General features: G+C 60.0%; 14 protein-coding genes. 4 read left to right on the top strand and 10 right to left on the bottom strand.

Annotation, left to right across the window (positions count from 1 at the left end):
• Positions 1 to 166: 166 nt before the first annotated feature.
• From EOS_RS28285 to motA, 6 genes are all read right to left on the bottom strand, one after another.
• Positions 167 to 1,969: a methyl-accepting chemotaxis protein gene (locus tag EOS_RS28285; protein ID WP_047895496.1), complete on the bottom strand. Its 1,803-nt coding sequence runs from the start codon at positions 1,967 to 1,969 to the stop codon at positions 167 to 169.
• A 46-nt stretch (positions 1,970 to 2,015) separates the two neighbouring features.
• Positions 2,016 to 2,543 (bottom strand): chemotaxis protein CheW, encoded by a 528-nt coding sequence (gene cheW, locus EOS_RS28280; protein ID WP_047895495.1) that lies wholly within the window; start codon positions 2,541 to 2,543, stop codon positions 2,016 to 2,018.
• Between the two features lie 40 nt (positions 2,544 to 2,583).
• On the bottom strand, positions 2,584 to 4,854 hold the full coding sequence (gene cheA / locus EOS_RS28275) for a chemotaxis protein CheA (RefSeq protein ID WP_047895494.1): 2,271 nt from the start codon (positions 4,852 to 4,854) through the stop codon (positions 2,584 to 2,586).
• Between the two features lie 92 nt (positions 4,855 to 4,946).
• A complete protein-coding gene (locus tag EOS_RS28270; RefSeq protein WP_047895493.1) occupies positions 4,947 to 5,327 on the bottom strand; it encodes a response regulator in 381 nt (126 codons plus the stop codon).
• A gap of 66 nt (positions 5,328 to 5,393) precedes the next feature.
• Positions 5,394 to 6,374 carry a flagellar motor protein MotB gene (motB, locus tag EOS_RS28265; protein WP_047895492.1) on the bottom strand — a complete coding sequence of 327 codons (981 nt, stop codon included), beginning with the start codon at positions 6,372 to 6,374 and terminating at the stop codon, positions 5,394 to 5,396.
• A gap of 33 nt (positions 6,375 to 6,407) precedes the next feature.
• Complete coding sequence (gene motA, locus EOS_RS28260) at positions 6,408 to 7,268, bottom strand: flagellar motor stator protein MotA (RefSeq protein WP_047895491.1); 861 nt, start codon at positions 7,266 to 7,268, stop codon at positions 6,408 to 6,410.
• A gap of 759 nt (positions 7,269 to 8,027) precedes the next feature.
• Between motA and EOS_RS28255 the strand changes: the two genes are divergently transcribed.
• Positions 8,028 to 9,098: a glycosyltransferase family 4 protein gene (locus tag EOS_RS28255; RefSeq protein ID WP_047895490.1), complete on the top strand. Its 1,071-nt coding sequence runs from the start codon at positions 8,028 to 8,030 to the stop codon at positions 9,096 to 9,098.
• Between the two features lie 226 nt (positions 9,099 to 9,324).
• On the opposite strand, the gene EOS_RS28250 is transcribed toward EOS_RS28255, so the two are convergent.
• Positions 9,325 to 9,630, bottom strand: a complete 306-nt coding sequence (locus tag EOS_RS28250; protein ID WP_047895489.1) for an H-NS histone family protein — start codon at positions 9,628 to 9,630, stop codon at positions 9,325 to 9,327.
• A 294-nt stretch (positions 9,631 to 9,924) separates the two neighbouring features.
• Here EOS_RS28250 and aqpZ point away from each other — a divergent pair, with 294 nt between their 5' ends.
• Both aqpZ and EOS_RS28240 read left to right on the top strand, forming a co-directional pair.
• Entirely contained in the window at positions 9,925 to 10,644 is a 720-nt protein-coding gene (gene aqpZ / locus EOS_RS28245; protein WP_047895488.1) for an aquaporin Z, read from the top strand.
• Between the two features lie 361 nt (positions 10,645 to 11,005).
• The gene (locus tag EOS_RS28240; protein ID WP_047895487.1) at positions 11,006 to 11,290 is read left to right on the top strand and encodes a PXPV repeat protein; all 285 of its coding nucleotides are present in this window, start codon (positions 11,006 to 11,008) and stop codon (positions 11,288 to 11,290) included.
• Between the two features lie 156 nt (positions 11,291 to 11,446).
• On the opposite strand, the gene EOS_RS28235 is transcribed toward EOS_RS28240, so the two are convergent.
• The 3 genes from EOS_RS28235 to EOS_RS28225 all read right to left on the bottom strand — a co-directional run bounded on the left by EOS_RS28235 (position 11,447) and on the right by EOS_RS28225 (position 14,622).
• Positions 11,447 to 12,763 carry an IS701 family transposase gene (locus EOS_RS28235; protein ID WP_047895486.1) on the bottom strand — a complete coding sequence of 439 codons (1,317 nt, stop codon included), beginning with the start codon at positions 12,761 to 12,763 and terminating at the stop codon, positions 11,447 to 11,449.
• Between the two features lie 80 nt (positions 12,764 to 12,843).
• Positions 12,844 to 13,680, bottom strand: coding sequence for a Cof-type HAD-IIB family hydrolase (locus EOS_RS28230; protein ID WP_047895485.1), 837 nt, complete (start codon positions 13,678 to 13,680; stop codon positions 12,844 to 12,846).
• A gap of 39 nt (positions 13,681 to 13,719) precedes the next feature.
• Positions 13,720 to 14,622, bottom strand: a complete 903-nt coding sequence (locus tag EOS_RS28225; RefSeq protein ID WP_047895484.1) for a BadF/BadG/BcrA/BcrD ATPase family protein — start codon at positions 14,620 to 14,622, stop codon at positions 13,720 to 13,722.
• A 277-nt stretch (positions 14,623 to 14,899) separates the two neighbouring features.
• Here EOS_RS28225 and EOS_RS28220 point away from each other — a divergent pair, with 277 nt between their 5' ends.
• Entirely contained in the window at positions 14,900 to 15,541 is a 642-nt protein-coding gene (locus tag EOS_RS28220) for a DNA-3-methyladenine glycosylase I (RefSeq protein WP_047895483.1), read from the top strand.
• The last annotated feature ends 118 nt before the right edge of the window (positions 15,542 to 15,659 follow it).

Below are 15,659 nucleotides of genomic sequence, written 5' to 3'. Positions count from 1 at the left end.
TAGCCTTTGTTCTGCTGGAACGTGCATCGGCTGCATTCCGTACGGGCGCTGCACCGCGTTTCTTCGACAACCACACCGCCCGGCTTGACGCCTGGTTCGCGCACCTCAGTGAAATGCTCCCCAAGGAGCGCGATGTGATGGGCCTGCATGATCGTCCGACACTGCCTTAAAAAGTTTCCCACTCGCCGGCCGCTGCAACGGCGAGCTTCGTAGCGGGCGCTTTCGCGGCAGGTGTTGCTGCTGCGGGAGCTGAAGCGCTGGCTGAAGCAGCCGAAGCCGGCAAGGCAATAAGCTTATTAACGGCGCGATTGGCCGCGACGTTAGCCCGCGCTGCAACTTTAATCGCCGGCGCTTCGCGCGACCGGATAGCAACCGTCGGCTCGATCCGCGCACGCGGCTCGCTGGACGGCGCGTCGCTGCTTACTTGCCAGTGACCGACCACGTCCTTCAGCTTGCGTGTCTGCTCTTCGAGCGACGCCGCTGCTGCCGCGGCTTGTTCAACCAGCGCCGCGTTCTGCTGCGTCACTTCGTCCATCTGCCCGACAGCGCGGCTCACTTGTTCGATGCCCTGCGACTGTTCGTCGGACGCCGCGCTGATCTCGCCCATGATGTCCGTCACGCGACGCACGGCCTGCACGATTTCGTCCATCGTCTTGCCGGCGCGCGCGACGAGCACGGAGCCGCTTTCCACCTTCGCGGTGGAATCGCCGATCAGCGACTTGATCTCTTTCGCTGCCGCCGCGCTGCGCTGCGCGAGACTGCGCACTTCGCCTGCCACGACCGCGAAACCGCGCCCTTCTTCGCCTGCGCGCGCCGCTTCCACGGCCGCGTTCAGCGCGAGAATGTTCGTCTGAAAAGCGATGCCTTCAATCACGCCGATGATATCGACCACCTTGCTGGAACTCGATGAAATCGCGCTCATGGTGTCCACGACCTGCTCCACTACTGCACCGCCGCGCGACGCGATATCCGACGCGTTGACGGCCAGTTGCGAAGCCTGGCGCGCGTTCTCGGCGTTCTGCTTCACCGTGCTGGTGAGCTGCTCCATGCTCGATGCTGTTTCCTGCAGCGACGCCGCCTGTTCTTCCGTGCGTTGCGAGAGATCCGTGTTGCCGCTCGCGATCTCGCGCGCGCCGACATCGATGGATTCCGCGCCGCGATGCACCGATCCGACCATGGCGGTTAGGTTCACCCGCATCCGCTCTATGCCCGCAAACAAGCGGCCAATCTCGTTGGTTTTATCGGTGTGCGCGGACTTGGTCAGGTCGCCTTTCGCGATGCGCTCGAAGTGGTCGACCGCGTCGTTGATCGGCTGCACGATCATGCCGCCCATAGCGACACGCGTACCGATCAGCGTGAGCAGCGCGAGCACCATCACGCCGACGATCACGTTGATCAGCAACGAGATATTCGCCTCCGCGTCCGCGCGCAACTGTTCGGCGTGCTTCTGCGTAAGGCCGACCGTGACGGCTGTCACGGTGTCGTAGGCGATGAACATCGGACTGATCTTCGTGTCGGCAATGGCGTGATACGCAGCCATGTCGCCGGCGCGGATCGCCGCGAACTCGGGTTCGACGCCGTCGCGCATCAGCGCGTCGTGCTTCGCGACGATCTCGTCGAGCGTGGCTTGCGGCAGCATCGGCTTCGGCGTGGCCACGAAAAGCTTCCAGCTCTCGTTCGATTTATCGAGCAGGACCTGCCCGCGATCGAGCGCCTTCTTCGCTTCATCGGCTTTATTCGCTTCAGTCAGCGAACGCACGCGGTCGAGCGCCACGCGTGAACGCAGCAGGTTCGACGACGCGTCGTTGAGCGCGCGCATCGACACCATGTCGCTGTCGGCCAGCAAGGCAAGCGAATTGCCCGCCGAGCGCAAGCCATTCAGCGACAACGCGCTCACGACTGCTGCAAAGCCCACGAACAGCAGGCCTACGAGCGTCAGCGTGGTACGAATCGACCAGTTCTTAAGCATGTCTTTCTTCCCGACCAGCGTGGAGATAAACCGACCACATAAAGACTTAAGCGGCGACGGAGTCGATCAACTCCATCTCCTTGCTCGTCATCAACTTTTCGATGTCCATCAGGATCAGCATCCGGCCATCGACGGTCCCGAGGCCCGTCAGATATTCGGTCGTGAGCGTGGCGCCGAATTCCGGTGCCGGCATGACCTGGTCGGCTTGCAGCGTCAGCACGTCGGAGACGCCGTCCACCACCATGCCGACCACGCGATGAGCCACGTTCAGGATGATCACGACCGTCTGGTTGTCGTACTCCACGCGGCCGAGATTGAACTTGATGCGCATATCGACAATAGGCACGATGATGCCGCGCAAGTTGATCACGCCCTTGATGAACGCCGGTGCATTCGCGATGCGCGTGACGTTGTCGTAGCCGCGAATTTCCTGCACCTTCAGGATATCGATGCCGTACTCTTCCGCGCCCAGCGTGAAGACGAGAAATTCCTGTCCCGCCGCTTCGGCCTGGCTGACACGTTGAACGTCACGGCGTTGTGCCGCGGAAGTGATGGATTGGATGTCTGCTGCCACGTTAACCCCCAGAATTTGGTTGGTAAGTTTTGTTAGTGCACTAGTGTGTCAGCGCGCCGTGCGCCGAGCGGGTTTCACGGTTCAGCGCCGCTACGTCGACGATCAGTGCGACGCTGCCGTCGCCCAGGATGGTCGCGGCGGAAATGCCGTGCACCTTGCGGTAATTCGTTTCCAGGTTCTTCACCACTACTTGCTGCTGGCCGACCAGCTCGTCGATCAGCATCGCAAAACGGCGCCCTTCCGACTGGATGATCGTGATGATTCCCTGCGTAGGTTCAGTACGTGCGTCGGTTACTTCGAAGACCTGGTGCAGCGCGACCAGCGGCAGATATTCGCCGCGCACACGTACCACGCGCTCGCCGCCGGCGACTGTGTAGATATCGTCGGAAACGGGCTGCAGCGACTCCATCACGAAGTTCAGCGGCAGGATGAAGATCTCGTTACCCACCTTCACCGACATGCCGTCGAGAATCGCAAGCGTCAGCGGCAACACGATCCGCGTGGTCGTGCCCTTGCCTTCACGCGACTGGATTTCGACATGGCCGCCCATCGCCTGGATATTGCGTTTCACCACGTCCATGCCCACGCCGCGGCCGGAGATGTCGGTGACCTGCTCGGCGGTGGAGAAACCCGGCATGAAGATCAGTTGCCAGACTTCGTCGTCGGACATTTGCTCGTTGACCTGCATGCCCTGCTTCATCGCCTTCGCAAGAATCTTGTCGCGGCGCAGGCCTGCGCCGTCGTCGCTGACCTCGATCACGATGTTGCCGCCGTGGTGCGCCGCCGACAGAACCAGTTGGCCCACCGCTGCTTTACCCGCCGCACGCCGCGCTTCCACGGTTTCGATGCCGTGATCGAGCGAGTTACGCACTAGATGCGTCAGCGGATCGATGATGCGTTCGATCAAACTCTTGTCCAGCTCCGTCGCCTGGCCGAACGTGACGAGTTCGACTTCCTTGCCGAGCTTCGCGGCCAGATCGCGCACGAGGCGGGGGAAGCGGCTGAACACGTAATCCATCGGCATCATGCGGATGGACATCACGGCTTCCTGCAGATCGCGCGCATTGCGTTCGAGTTGCGCCATGCCGTTGAACAGACGGTCGTGCAATGCGGGGTCGAAGGTGCTCGTGGTTTCGGCGAGCATCGCCTGGGTAATCACCAGTTCACCGACGAGGTTGATCAGTTGATCCACCTTCTCCACGCCCACGCGGATAGAACTGCCTTCGGCGGCGGCGGGCGCGGCACCGGCGCGCGTTTTCTTATCGCCTTCGGGCGCTTTCGGCGCTTCGGGCACTTCTGTCACCGCGGTGCTCGTGCCTGTATTTGTACGGGACTCGGCAGCAGCAGGGGCTGCCACCGGTTCCGTCTTCTCGGATGCGGGTGCAACGGCTGCCACCTCGGTCGACTCTTCCAGCTCTGCAGCAGCTTGCGACGCACCGGCTGGCGCCGCATCCGCTGCATTGCCGCGGCTCACCGCGATCTGCGCTTCATCGATCACGAAACAGCACACGGCGACGATATCGTCGGAGGACACATCGGAGTCGAGCCACAACGTCAAATCGGCGCCCGACTTCCTTTCCCCGACAACCGTTCCCAAGTTTCCAAGCTCCTCAGTCAGCAGAGCCTGGTCCTTCTCCCCTACCCCCCGCAGCGTAATTTTCAGGTGCGGACCATCTTGTTCGGCGGCGTTATCGGCCACATGGCTTGCATCCGGCGCGACCGGGAATTCGGTCCACTCGCCGTCTTCCTCCACCGCCTCGCTCGCTTGCTCGATCACATGCGGCGGCGGTTCGTTCGGCCCCAGCGCCAACGCGACTTGCGCGAGATCCTGAGCGAGCGCGGCGGTATCGGGGAATGATTGCTCGGGCTCCGGCTCGGCCATGTCGGTTGTCCCGGCAATGGCGCTGACTTCGTCGGCAGGATCGTTGTCCCGCAGATATTCAAGCTTCGCGCAGATCGCTTTCGCGGCGACCGCATCCGGCTCCGCACTCGCGCGATACGCACCGAGCTGATCCGACAGTACGTCCTTGGTCTCAAGGAACGTATCGATCATGTCGCGACGCAAAACCAGCTCGTTGTTACGCGCCCGGTCGAGCAGCGATTCGAGGATGTGCGTGGTCTCGGTCAGCGCCGAAAAGCCGAACGTGGCCGCGCCGCCCTTGATCGAATGCGCCGCGCGAAAGATCGCGCCGAGGTCCTCGGGATCGGGGTTCGCCAGATCCAGCGCGAGCAGCAACTGCTCCATATCCGCGAGCAGCTCATCGGCTTCGTCGAAGAATGTTTGATAGAACTGCGTAATGTCGAGTGTCATGCCTGGGTCACCACCGGATGCCTTGTCTGTCGTCGCTGTACGCGTCGTAAAAGCTAATGTGTTCGTCGTGCCTGGTGCTTCGTGCAAAAAATTCAGTGCGGGTGTTCCGCTCCCGACAACGTGGTCACCAGTTCGGTCAGCATGTCGGGGTCGAACGGTTTTTCGATCCAGCCTGTCGCGCCCGCCGCCCGCGCGGCTGCTTTGAAAGGGTCGCTCGATTCGGTCGTCAGCACGAGGATCGGCGTATTCGCATACGGACGATGTCCGCGCAACTTCCCGATCAACTCGATGCCGCTCATGGCCGGCATGTTCTGATCGGTCACGATGAGATCGAACTGCTGGGCGAGCGCCGCTTCGTAACCTTCCGCGCCATCCACGGCGACCACTACGCGATACCCCGCCGCGGCGAGCGTCGCCGAGAGGATTTGCCGCATGGCAGCGGAGTCGTCTATCGCCAGAATGTTCTTGATCATGATGTGTGCCACCCTCTGTCCGATGTTCCTGTCGTGCTCTCGTGAGCTTGTCTCACGGCTTGATCGTCATGGCTTGACCGGCAGCGCCGGCGCCAGCGCGCCGAAGTTCGGCTTGACGTTGCCCGGGCCGTCGAAACCGCCCGCGTTGCTGGTGATCGTGGTCGCCGGCATGTCCTCGCGCGTCATGGACTCTTCCGACTTGTGGTTCAACACGAGAATGCTGATGCGCCGGTTCTCGGGGTCGAAGGCGTCCGTCTTGTTCAGGTTCTGCGTCGATGCCAGACCCAGCACCCGCAACACCTTCGCTTCGTCCATGCCGCCCGAGATCAGCTCGCGCCGCGAGGCGTTCGCGCGGTCCGCCGACAACTCCCAGTTGCTGTAACCCTTTTCGCCGCCCGCGTATTGCGTCGCGTCGGTGTGTCCCTGCACCACGATCCGGTTTGGCACATCGTTGAGCGCCTTGCCGATCTCGCGCAGGATGTCGCGCATGTACGGTTCCACGTTGTTGCTGGAGAGCGCGAACATCGGCCGCTTTTGGGTATCGACTATCTCGATACGCAAACCCTGTTGCGTCGAATCGATCCGGATCTGCTGCCTGAACTGGCGCAACACCGGATTCGCTTCGATCGCGGCCATCAGCTTGACCTGCAGGTCGTGCAAACGCGCCTGGTCGCGCCGTTCGAGTTCAGCCTGCGCCGCTCTTAACGTCTGTTCATCGAGCCGGTCCATGCGGCGCGTGCCGTCGCTCAAGCGGACCGTGCCGGGTGCGGGACTCGAAATATCGCGCCCGCCGCCGTTGATGATGCTGGAGTCCATGCCGCTACGCTGTCCGCCCGTAATCGCGTTCTTGAGCGGCATGTTGAAATACTCGGCAATACCCTGGCGCTGCACCGGCGACACGGCGCTCAGCAGCCACATCAACAGGAAGAACGCCATCATCGCGGTCATGAAGTCGGCATAAGCCAGCTTCCACGCACCGCCGTGGTGCGATTTTTTGCCCGACACGACGCGCTTGATGAAAATCGGACGATCTTTGTGGGTCGGCATGGCTGGCTCCGGGCGCTCGGTCGCTGAAGGCGGTTACTTCGCCTTCACGCGGCGCACGTGTTCTTCCAGTTCGGAGAACGACGGACGCTCGGTGGAGAAGAGCACTTTGCGGCCGAACTCCACCGCGATAGCCGGTGCATAGCCATTCAGGCTCGCCAGGATCGTCACCTTGATGCACTGGAACATCTTCGTCGACTCGGCCACGCGCTGTTCCGCGACGCTTGCGAGCGGGCCGATCAACCCGTACGACAACAAGATGCCGAGAAACGTACCGACCAGCGCCTGCGCGATCATCTCGCCGAGCACTGCCGGCGGCTGATCGGCGGACGCCATCGTGTGAACCACACCCATCACGGCCGCGACAATACCGAACGCGGGCATCGCGTCGCCCACCTTGTGCAGCGCCTGCGCCGGGCCTTCGCCTTCCGCGTGATGGGTCTCGATCTCCTCGTCCATGAGGCTCTCGATCTCGAACGCGTTCATGTTGCCGCCGACCATCAGGCGCAAATAATCCGTAAGGAATTCGACGATATGGCGATCCGCCAGGATCTTCGGATACTGGCCAAAGATCGGGCTTTTGGCCGGATCGTCGATATCCGACTCCAGCGTCAGCGTGCCTTCCTTGCGCGCTTTGGCGAGCAAGACATAGAGCAGCGCCATCAGCTCCATGTACACATCCTTGTTGTACTTCGAGCCCTTGAAGAGCGTGGGCAGCACGCGCAGCGTGGCCTTGATCGTCTTCATGCCATTGCCGAGAATGAACGCGCCCAGTCCGGCACCCGCGATCATCAGGATTTCAACGGGCTGGAGCAATGCGCCGAGGTGTCCGCCTTCCAGCGCATAACCGCCGAAAACGGACAACAGCGTCACCAGTGTTCCGATGAAAATCAGCACAGTCGAACCCTCATGGTTGCATCGGCGAAACCGCCGTTAAGTGGTTTACGGCAAGCGGCCGGAAAACTTTGAAGGGAAATAGCAGATGGGCAGAGCACTACGACGCGCCGGCAGCGTCTTTATTGGCGGCGCGTTCAAGCGTGTAAGGTGGTCGGCTTGGTAAGCCGGTTTGGTCGGCTGCCTCGCCTCCAAACCGTTGTACCAACAAGAAACCGGGCAAAGATGCCGGTTCCCGCCTTACGGTCGGCAATAAGTTGTAAGTACGGATCAGCCGGTTGAGAGATCAGACGAATCGTTTTGCCAGCCGGATGGCTTACCGCCTGATTAACGGCAGGCCGTGAAAAATCTTTAACCGAAGCGCATTTATTTTCCCGCTCCAGGGCCGACACCAACGCAGGGAGGGCATGGCCGGCGTGGCACGGCGGTGGCATGCGCTTTGCTGGTTCTTGCGTCCTCGGCAATGCATCTTGCACCGCGCAATTTGATGACGGACGCGCAATCGCTTGCCGCATAAGGGCTTCCGCAATCCGTTGAGCTTCGTAACGGCCGGTGTTTCGGCCTGTAACAAGGTTAAGCGTTTGAAAAATGACTCGGCGATACCGGGAGTCATCTCGATAATGGCTCGTAAGGGATAACCCGATTCACCGCGGGTCCGATTTTCAGGGGGCGGCAGCATAAGGCGCTGGCCCGTCCGCAAGGCTTCACCGGTTTCTATCGGAGACCGTGCTTCGAAGCCCTCACGAACAGGAGAGTCACGTTATGCGTATCGCACAAATTGCACCGTTGCACGAAGCAGTCCCCCCGAAGTTCTACGGCGGCACCGAGCGCGTCGTTTCGTACCTGACCGACGCGTTGGTCGATCTCGGCCACGATGTGACCCTGTTCGCGAGCGGCGACTCGCAAACCAAAGCGACGCTGGAAGCCGCCTGGCCGCGCGCGTTGCGCCTCGATCCGTCCATCCGCGACTGGAACGCACCGCACGCCCTTCTGCTTGAAAACGTGCGACGCCGCGCGCACGAGTTCGATGTGCTGCACTTTCACCTCGACTACATGCCGTTCTCGACCTTCTCGCAGATGGACACGCCGTTTGTGACCACGCTCCATGGCCGGCTTGACCTGCCCGAGCTACAGCCTGTATTCGATGCATTCCCTGCAGCATCGGTCATCTCGATCTCCGATTCGCAACGCATACCGCTGCAGCAAGCCGCATGGCTCAACACGATTTATCACGGACTGCCGGAAAATCTGCTGACGCCGCAAACGCACAAGAAGCCGGAATACCTCGCCTTCCTCGGTCGTATCTGCCCCGAAAAGCGCGCCGATCTCGCCATCAAGATCGCTGCTCAAAGCGGTCTGCCGCTGAAGATTGCCGCCAAGGTGGACAAGGTCGACCAGGAATACTTCAAGAGCACGATCGAGCCGCTGCTGGCGGAGTCGAAGGCCAGTGTCGAATTCGTCGGCGAGATCAATGAGCAGCAAAAGCCGGAGTTCTTGTCGGGCGCCAAAGCGTTGCTGTTCCCGATCGACTGGTCGGAGCCGTTTGGTCTGGTGATGATCGAGGCCATGGCGTGCGGTACGCCGGTGATCGCGTTCAATCGCGGCTCGGTACCGGAAGTGATCGACCACGGCGTGACGGGCTATATTTGCGAGGACGTGCAGGGCGCGGTCGGCGCACTCCAGCGTCTCGGCGAACTCTCGCGTACCGAAATTCGCGCGCAATTCGAACGCCGCTTTAGCGCGAAGACCATGGCGCAGAATTACGTCGACAGCTATACCGCGTTGCTGCAAGCAGCGAAGCGTCCTGTGTTGCGCCGCGTCGCGCTCGGCTAAGTTTCAGCTAATTATTCAGTCGCCTGGAGACCTGGGCGCCTCAGGAAAATGTGGCGCCGACTCGATTGGAAACGATGATCGCGTAGTTATCCAACGTTTATTGCAAAGCACAAAAAAATCCGCCTGAAAGGGCGGATTTTTTTTGTGCTTTGCTTTTGCTCTTTGCAATTCATGCGGACATTCTGCTCCTATTCATCAGCAATATTCGAAGCAGTCATGCGGCGCTTTAGGAATGCGCCTGACTAATCAGGAAGCGCTCGCGATTTTTTCCCACGATCCACTTGGGTGGCTTGCCGCGGCCGCTCCAGGTGTTGCCTGACTTGGGGTCCTGATAGATCGGCGGCAGCGGCTCCTTCTTGGGCGGGCGGCCTCGCCGGACGACCGACAGTCCCAGATCCTGGGCTGTCAGCCCATACTCCACGATCTTGCGCCGGATATCCGCCAGTACTGCTTCCAGTTCCGCGCGGCGTGCTTCCTCCGCTTGTTCCTGAAGCTTCGCGATCTGCGCCTTGAGCTCAGTGTATTGCGACATTTTCCAATCCTTTCTAATAGCCCGCGATTATTGAGAAGCGTAACGGCATCGATTAAAAGATGCAACGTTTGAACATCCAATTGCAAGAAATCCTAATGCGAATGAGAAGAGTCTTGAAACTATAGGGCATTCCTAATAAGAGTTGACTTAGTTCTTGGCGGTTTAACAATTGTTGACAACTAGTTGCCGCACTCGGATTACACTGCGTACCCGCGGCGGTGGTCCGAACGAATACTCATGATCACGAGCGTCGGAATTGTTTCAGTTTTCTAAATATTTTTAGGACTTCGAATCATGCGATTAGGACAGCGCCTCGGCGCAGAAATGTTTGGTACGTTCTGGCTCGTGCTGGGCGGCTGCGGCAGCGCAGTGCTAGCCGCGGGTTTTCCTCAACTCGGGATCGGCTTCGCGGGCGTAGCGCTTGCGTTCGGCCTGACCGTACTCACCATGGCCTACGCTATCGGCCATATTTCGGGTTGCCACCTGAATCCGGCGGTGAGTATCGGCTTGACGGTCGCCGGACGCTTCCCGGCCCGTGATCTGGTTCCGTACATTGTCGCCCAGGTGGTCGGCGGCGTGATCGGCGCTTATGTGTTGTCCGTGATCGCCAGCGGTGCACCGGGCTTCGACCTCGTTGCCAGCGGCTTTGCCACCAACGGTTACGGCGATCACTCTCCCGGTCATTACACGATGATCGCGGCGCTGGTGTGTGAAGTCGTCATGACGTTCTTCTTTCTGTTCGTCATCCTGGGCGCCACCGACAGCCGCGCGCCCGCCGGGTTCGCACCGATCGCCATTGGCTTGTGCCTGACGCTGATTCACCTGATCTCGATTCCGGTCACGAATACGTCGGTGAACCCGGCGCGTTCCACGGGTCCGGCCTTGTTTGTGGGCGGCGCGGCAGTGGAACAGTTGTGGCTCTTCTGGGTCGCCCCGATCATTGGCGCGATCATCGCGGGCGTGGTCTATCCGTTGCTGACCGGCGCGAAAAAGCGGGCGCTCTCTGCTGCCTGACATTAAAAAGCGGTGAAAACCGATAAGAAAACGGGCGCTCGGCGCCCGTTTTTTAATGCCCGATTCGTCTATGCCGGGTCGATACGGCGGGCCAATATGAATAATTCGCGACAAATGTAATGCGCGTTTACCGGTCGCAGAAGTTTTAAAAGTTCATTTACTTATCCCGAACTTAGGGGTAACCCGAGAAGCGATAGCTGGCTGGGCTGTGCGGGTATTTACTTCACGGACAAATCCCGCCTTCGACTTTCGCACTACTTTCATCTGCTAACAACTCGTCGATACTCGTAAAACGGCCATTGCGTAGATTGGACTCATGCGTTGGACTCATGCGACACGCGTCGCCCTAAAGGAGAACACCATGAAGCGCATCGTCACTCATTTGCTGGTTGCCGCAGGTCTCGCGATGGGAGCGGTTGGCGTCGCACAGGCTCACACGGATCTGTCTATCGGACTGTCGCTCGGCGTGCCCGAGTACGTGCAACCCGCACCGGTGTATGTCCAGCCAGCGCCCTTTTACCGGGCGCCGCCGGTAGCTTGGGATCATCGCGACGAACGCTGGGATGGGCGGGACCGAGGACACTGGAACCGCGCCGGCTGGAATCACGGCGACGATCGTCGTGATGGCTGGGATCGTCGCGGATAAGCGGCTATGGACCGCCACGGCTAAACGACCGCGGCTAATCGCTACGGCCCGCTAGTCTTACTGTGTCATAAAATATGAGGTCGAATCCGTGCGTGTTTTATGTTTAGACTTTGCATAAGTCGTAGTCCAAGTAGTATTCGCAGGGTCGTAATCGAGTTAGGGACATGGCGTTGCGCGCGCTGGACTGCCGCGGGGGATGTAATCCGGGGGAAGGACAGGCAGCGAGAATTTAGTGCCGTTTTTTTTGCTGTCGCCGTAGGAGTCAGTACCCAGGCGCTGCGCCATCAAAAAGCCATATGCCGCGATACTCAACGAAGCATGATGATGAAATCCTCGCCAGCCACGACCTTCATAGTGGCCTAGGCCAAACTCTTGTTTGAGATCTTGGTAGTCACGCTCGATTCTCCAGCGCATCTTTGTGACGAACACGAGTTGCTCAAGCGTTGCGTTTTCAGGTGCCGTGCTCATGAAGTACTTGAGCGGTTCGACGTCACCCTCCGGCCATTCGATTAATAGCCATTCCTCTGCGCGAACCGAACTGCTCCAATAGTCCCTGTGTGCAGGCCGTACACGCACGGCGGCGAAACGCGATGACAATGCGGTGTTAGTGCCTTCGCGCCAATTGACAGTTCGATAAGCTGCTTGCGGCGTTTGCATTGCCAGTGCTTTGACAGAAAGAGGCTCGTGACCTGGAGCACGACGCAGCAACGTCGGCGGCTTACCTCGTCCGCTCCATGGCTTGGGTGGCAGAGGAGCCATTCCAGGTCCCCACACTGACGTGCCCGGCCGAATGCCAACCGCATACAGCAAGCCCATTTGCGTTAATCCATCCCGAAAGGCAGTTTCGTCGCCATAGCCGGCGTCAGCCAATACCACCCCTGGAGGAATATCCGACGCGATAGCCTCATGCAGTTGCGCTAACGCTATTTGAGGTTTGGTTGCGAAGATCTGGTCTTCCGGAATGCCTGCCCGCTGCCTGCGAGTAGGGTCGTCGATCCATTCATGGGGAAGATAAAGCTGATAGGCAATAGGCAAGCTACCGCGCTGCGTGGCGAGCGAAAGACTTACTGCTACCTGGCAATTATCCTGCTTGCCGAGCTGCCCACAATACTGGCGGGCAACGCCTACAGAATGCTTGCCTTTCTTCGGAAAACCCGTGTCGTCGATGATCCAGTAATAGCCAGCCTCATCGGCTGCGTATGTCGCCAATGCAGGAACCACCCATTCGCGCACGCGTTGCATCAGTGCCGCATCTGACCAATCCGCTTTGGCTACAAAGTGATGAAGCGCCTGATGTCTCGCGCTCGCATGCATCGGATCGATATGCGCCGCCATAGGCTCTACGCTCTTGCGTGACAACGGCAGAACAAGCCCGGTGCAGTAACCCTTGAGGCCGGCGATCCGATCAGAATGACCCAACTCCTGCGCTAGATGATTAAGATACCTTTCGAATTCGTCGACATCTCCACTCATTATGTACGCCCGAGAGTCACGGTATCTTTATTATAGGAGATGTAGTATTTTTATGACACAGTAAGACTAGTACCCCGGCGTTATTCGTCGGCGCGAGCCGGCGCGGCGAGTTCATCGGTCATGCCGAATAACGCGCGCAATTGATGAGCAACGCCGGCCTCGAAATTGTTGCCGGTTCGCGGAACATTCGGCAGGCGTTTTATCAGCGCCGGATTTGCGTTGTTCATCATGAATGGCCGGCCTGCGGTTTCGAGCAGATCGATGTCGTTCATGTTGTCGCCGAAGGCCACGCAATGCGCAGTGTCGATATCGAGCCGGTCCAGCACGAATTGCAACGCTCGCCCCTTCGATACATCTGACGTCATGACTTCCAGACAATCGGGCAACGAATAAGTGACGTAAATGGAATCGCCGAATTCACGTTCGAGATTCGCGCCGGTCACCTTGAGATCGTCCGGCTCGCCGATATACAGCACCTTCGCAATGTTCTCGCCGTCGTGCTGACGCAGATCCATCACGTCATAGTCGAAACCCGAATCCTGGTGAAAAGCCAGCAATTCGGGCGCGTGGCGGTCGATCAGCCAGGCGTCGTCGGCGAAGAGGTTCACAATCACGCGCTCGCTTCCCGCCAGGTCCGGCTGGACGAGACGACGCACGGCAGCCGGAGCAATGTGGCGGGCATAGATGCGCTCGTTGTCCGGCGCATGGATACGGGCGCCGTTCGATGTGATCAGATAAGCGTCGATGCCGAGCACTTTGCGAATCCCGACCACATCGCGATAATGCCGCCCCGTCGCGATGATGAAACGCACGCCGCGCGCTTCCAGTTCGCGGACCGTTTCGACGGTGAACGGGTCGACCTGATGGTCGGTGTTGAGCAAGGTGCCGTCGAGATCGGTAGCGATAATCGAATACATAGGAAGCGGTTTCCTTTAAGCCATTAGGACCGTGGCATTTTAGCCCTCATGGGCCGATTTTCCGCTCGCGGCGCGGCGAGCCAGTTGCAACGCGCCTGTAGCGGAGTCCGCTAGCGGCAGACGCAACCTGTTGCGGAGTTCTTGCGGCACGAATGGCGCGAGCGGTACGGCCAGTCCGCCACACAACGCGACCGGGAGCGCATGGTCAGGGTCCAGTGCCGACACCATTTTTGCGATCTCGCAACCCGCCTGCCCGAGTAGACGCGCTGCAAACGGATGGTTTCTGTGCTCGAAAACCGTCGGCGCGAGGGTTGCATAACCCGTTTGATTCGCCGCGCACAACCATACGACGAGACTGTCGCGATCAGTCGCATCCGTGTGCGCGAGAAGCGCGGCGGACCAGTCGTCGGCGGGTGCGCGGCCGTCCAGCACTTGCTGCAAGTGTACGACTGCCCGTAAGCCCAGCCACGCTCCGCTCGCCTCGTCGCCACTCGGAAAACCATAACCGCCTGCAATCCTGAACTGGCCGTCTGCATCCAGCGACGCGGCGATGCTGCCCGTTCCCAACGCCACGATCACGCCCGGCTCGCCGCCATGCGCGCCAAGCAACGTGGTGAAGGCGTCGCTTTCGACAGCAAGCGCGCATCCATCGGGCGCGCTTGCGTGAAACTGCGCCAGCCACCCCGCGTGATTCACGCCAGCCAGGCCGCAGCCGAGCGCACATGCACTCCACTCGAACGGCAGGCCTGCTGTTTCGAACGCGCGTGAACACGCCACTTCGATTGCGTCCCACGCACGCTCGACGCCGAGCGCGAGGCCCGATGGTCCACCCGTGGCGCGCGCCAGTTCGATGCCGTTTGCATCGGCCAGGACAACGCGTGTACCGCTGCCGCCGCCGTCGACGCCGATCAGGTACCTGTGTGTGTAAATTGAAGTAGTCATGTGCGCAAGCTTAACGGCACGACCGGCGCGCCGCCACTCGGCCAAATGGGCTAGGTCCCCCGGCCCGTCGGGCAACGATCTGCAGTGGGTCAACTGACATCGGAACGAAACGTGATGGAAGTGCATCGGATAGCAGACGGGCACCGGAGCTGCAACCTTCGAAAGCGTGCATACAGGCGGTGAGTGGCCAGAGCGCCTGGCCGATCGGTCGACTGTTCTCCTCGAACCCTTGCGCCTATGCTGATCGAACGCCAACCACCCACGCTCCGAATCCGACATGACCAACACGAAGAAAGGCCGCCCAGACGACAGCACCGAGCCGCACCGCTGCGGCTGGGCCACCACGGAAGCACTCGTCCGCTACCACGACGAGGAATGGGGTGTTGCTTCCCACGACGATCGCCACCTGTTCGAAATGCTTGTACTGGAAGGCGCGCAGGCCGGGTTGTCCTGGTTGACGATCTTGAACAAGCGCGAGGGTTACCGGGCTCTGTTCCACAACTTCGACATCGACCGGGTGGCCGCTTTCAGCGAAGACGACGCTGCACGGCTGCTGCTCGACACCCGCATCATCCGCAATCGCGCGAAGATCTCGGCGGCCGTCGCCAACGCGCGCGCGGTGCAGCGCATCCAGGCGGAACATGGCTCGCTCGCAAACTTCGTCTGGTCATTCGTAGGCAATACGCCTATCGACACCCCGCGCGCGACTTATGCGCAAGCGCCCGCCTCCAACGAGATTTCCGACGCCATGAGCCGCGCTCTCAAGAAATACGGCTGCAAGTTCGTCGGAACAACCATTTGCTATGCCTTCATGCAGGCGACAGGCATGGTCAACGATCACGAGGCCGCCTGTCTCTGCCGATTCCGCGACAGCGTGGCGGTGCCCAAGCGCGAATCCGCCAAACGTCGAACAAATTAAGCAATTTGCTCCACGGCTTTCCGACCTTGACATTGCGTTTTCGCAACATTTTTCGCGGTTTAAGCCACTATCAGGGAAAATCCTGACGATTGTCGTTTGCCCGTGGTGAATCACGCTC

The organism is Caballeronia mineralivorans PML1(12), assembly GCF_001028175.1.
GTDB classification, from domain to species: domain Bacteria; phylum Pseudomonadota; class Gammaproteobacteria; order Burkholderiales; family Burkholderiaceae; genus Caballeronia; species Caballeronia mineralivorans.
The sequence above is the reverse complement of the archived record's forward strand: the minus strand, read 5'-3'. Positions and strand labels throughout refer to the sequence as shown.

Coding starts and splice junctions, on each gene's coding strand:
- EOS_RS28285 (WP_047895496.1), bottom strand. CDS start 1,969: ATGCTTAAGAACTGGTCGATTCGTACCACGCTGACGCTCGTAGGCCTG.
- cheA (WP_047895494.1), bottom strand. CDS start 4,854: ATGACACTCGACATTACGCAGTTCTATCAAACATTCTTCGACGAAGCC.
- EOS_RS28270 (WP_047895493.1), bottom strand. CDS start 5,327: ATGATCAAGAACATTCTGGCGATAGACGACTCCGCTGCCATGCGGCAA.
- motB (WP_047895492.1), bottom strand. CDS start 6,374: ATGCCGACCCACAAAGATCGTCCGATTTTCATCAAGCGCGTCGTGTCG.
- EOS_RS28255 (WP_047895490.1), top strand. CDS start 8,028: ATGCGTATCGCACAAATTGCACCGTTGCACGAAGCAGTCCCCCCGAAG.
- EOS_RS28250 (WP_047895489.1), bottom strand. CDS start 9,630: ATGTCGCAATACACTGAGCTCAAGGCGCAGATCGCGAAGCTTCAGGAA.
- aqpZ (WP_047895488.1), top strand. CDS start 9,925: ATGCGATTAGGACAGCGCCTCGGCGCAGAAATGTTTGGTACGTTCTGG.
- EOS_RS28240 (WP_047895487.1), top strand. CDS start 11,006: ATGAAGCGCATCGTCACTCATTTGCTGGTTGCCGCAGGTCTCGCGATG.
- EOS_RS28235 (WP_047895486.1), bottom strand. CDS start 12,763: ATGAGTGGAGATGTCGACGAATTCGAAAGGTATCTTAATCATCTAGCG.
- EOS_RS28230 (WP_047895485.1), bottom strand. CDS start 13,680: ATGTATTCGATTATCGCTACCGATCTCGACGGCACCTTGCTCAACACC.
- EOS_RS28225 (WP_047895484.1), bottom strand. CDS start 14,622: ATGACTACTTCAATTTACACACACAGGTACCTGATCGGCGTCGACGGC.
- EOS_RS28220 (WP_047895483.1), top strand. CDS start 14,900: ATGACCAACACGAAGAAAGGCCGCCCAGACGACAGCACCGAGCCGCAC.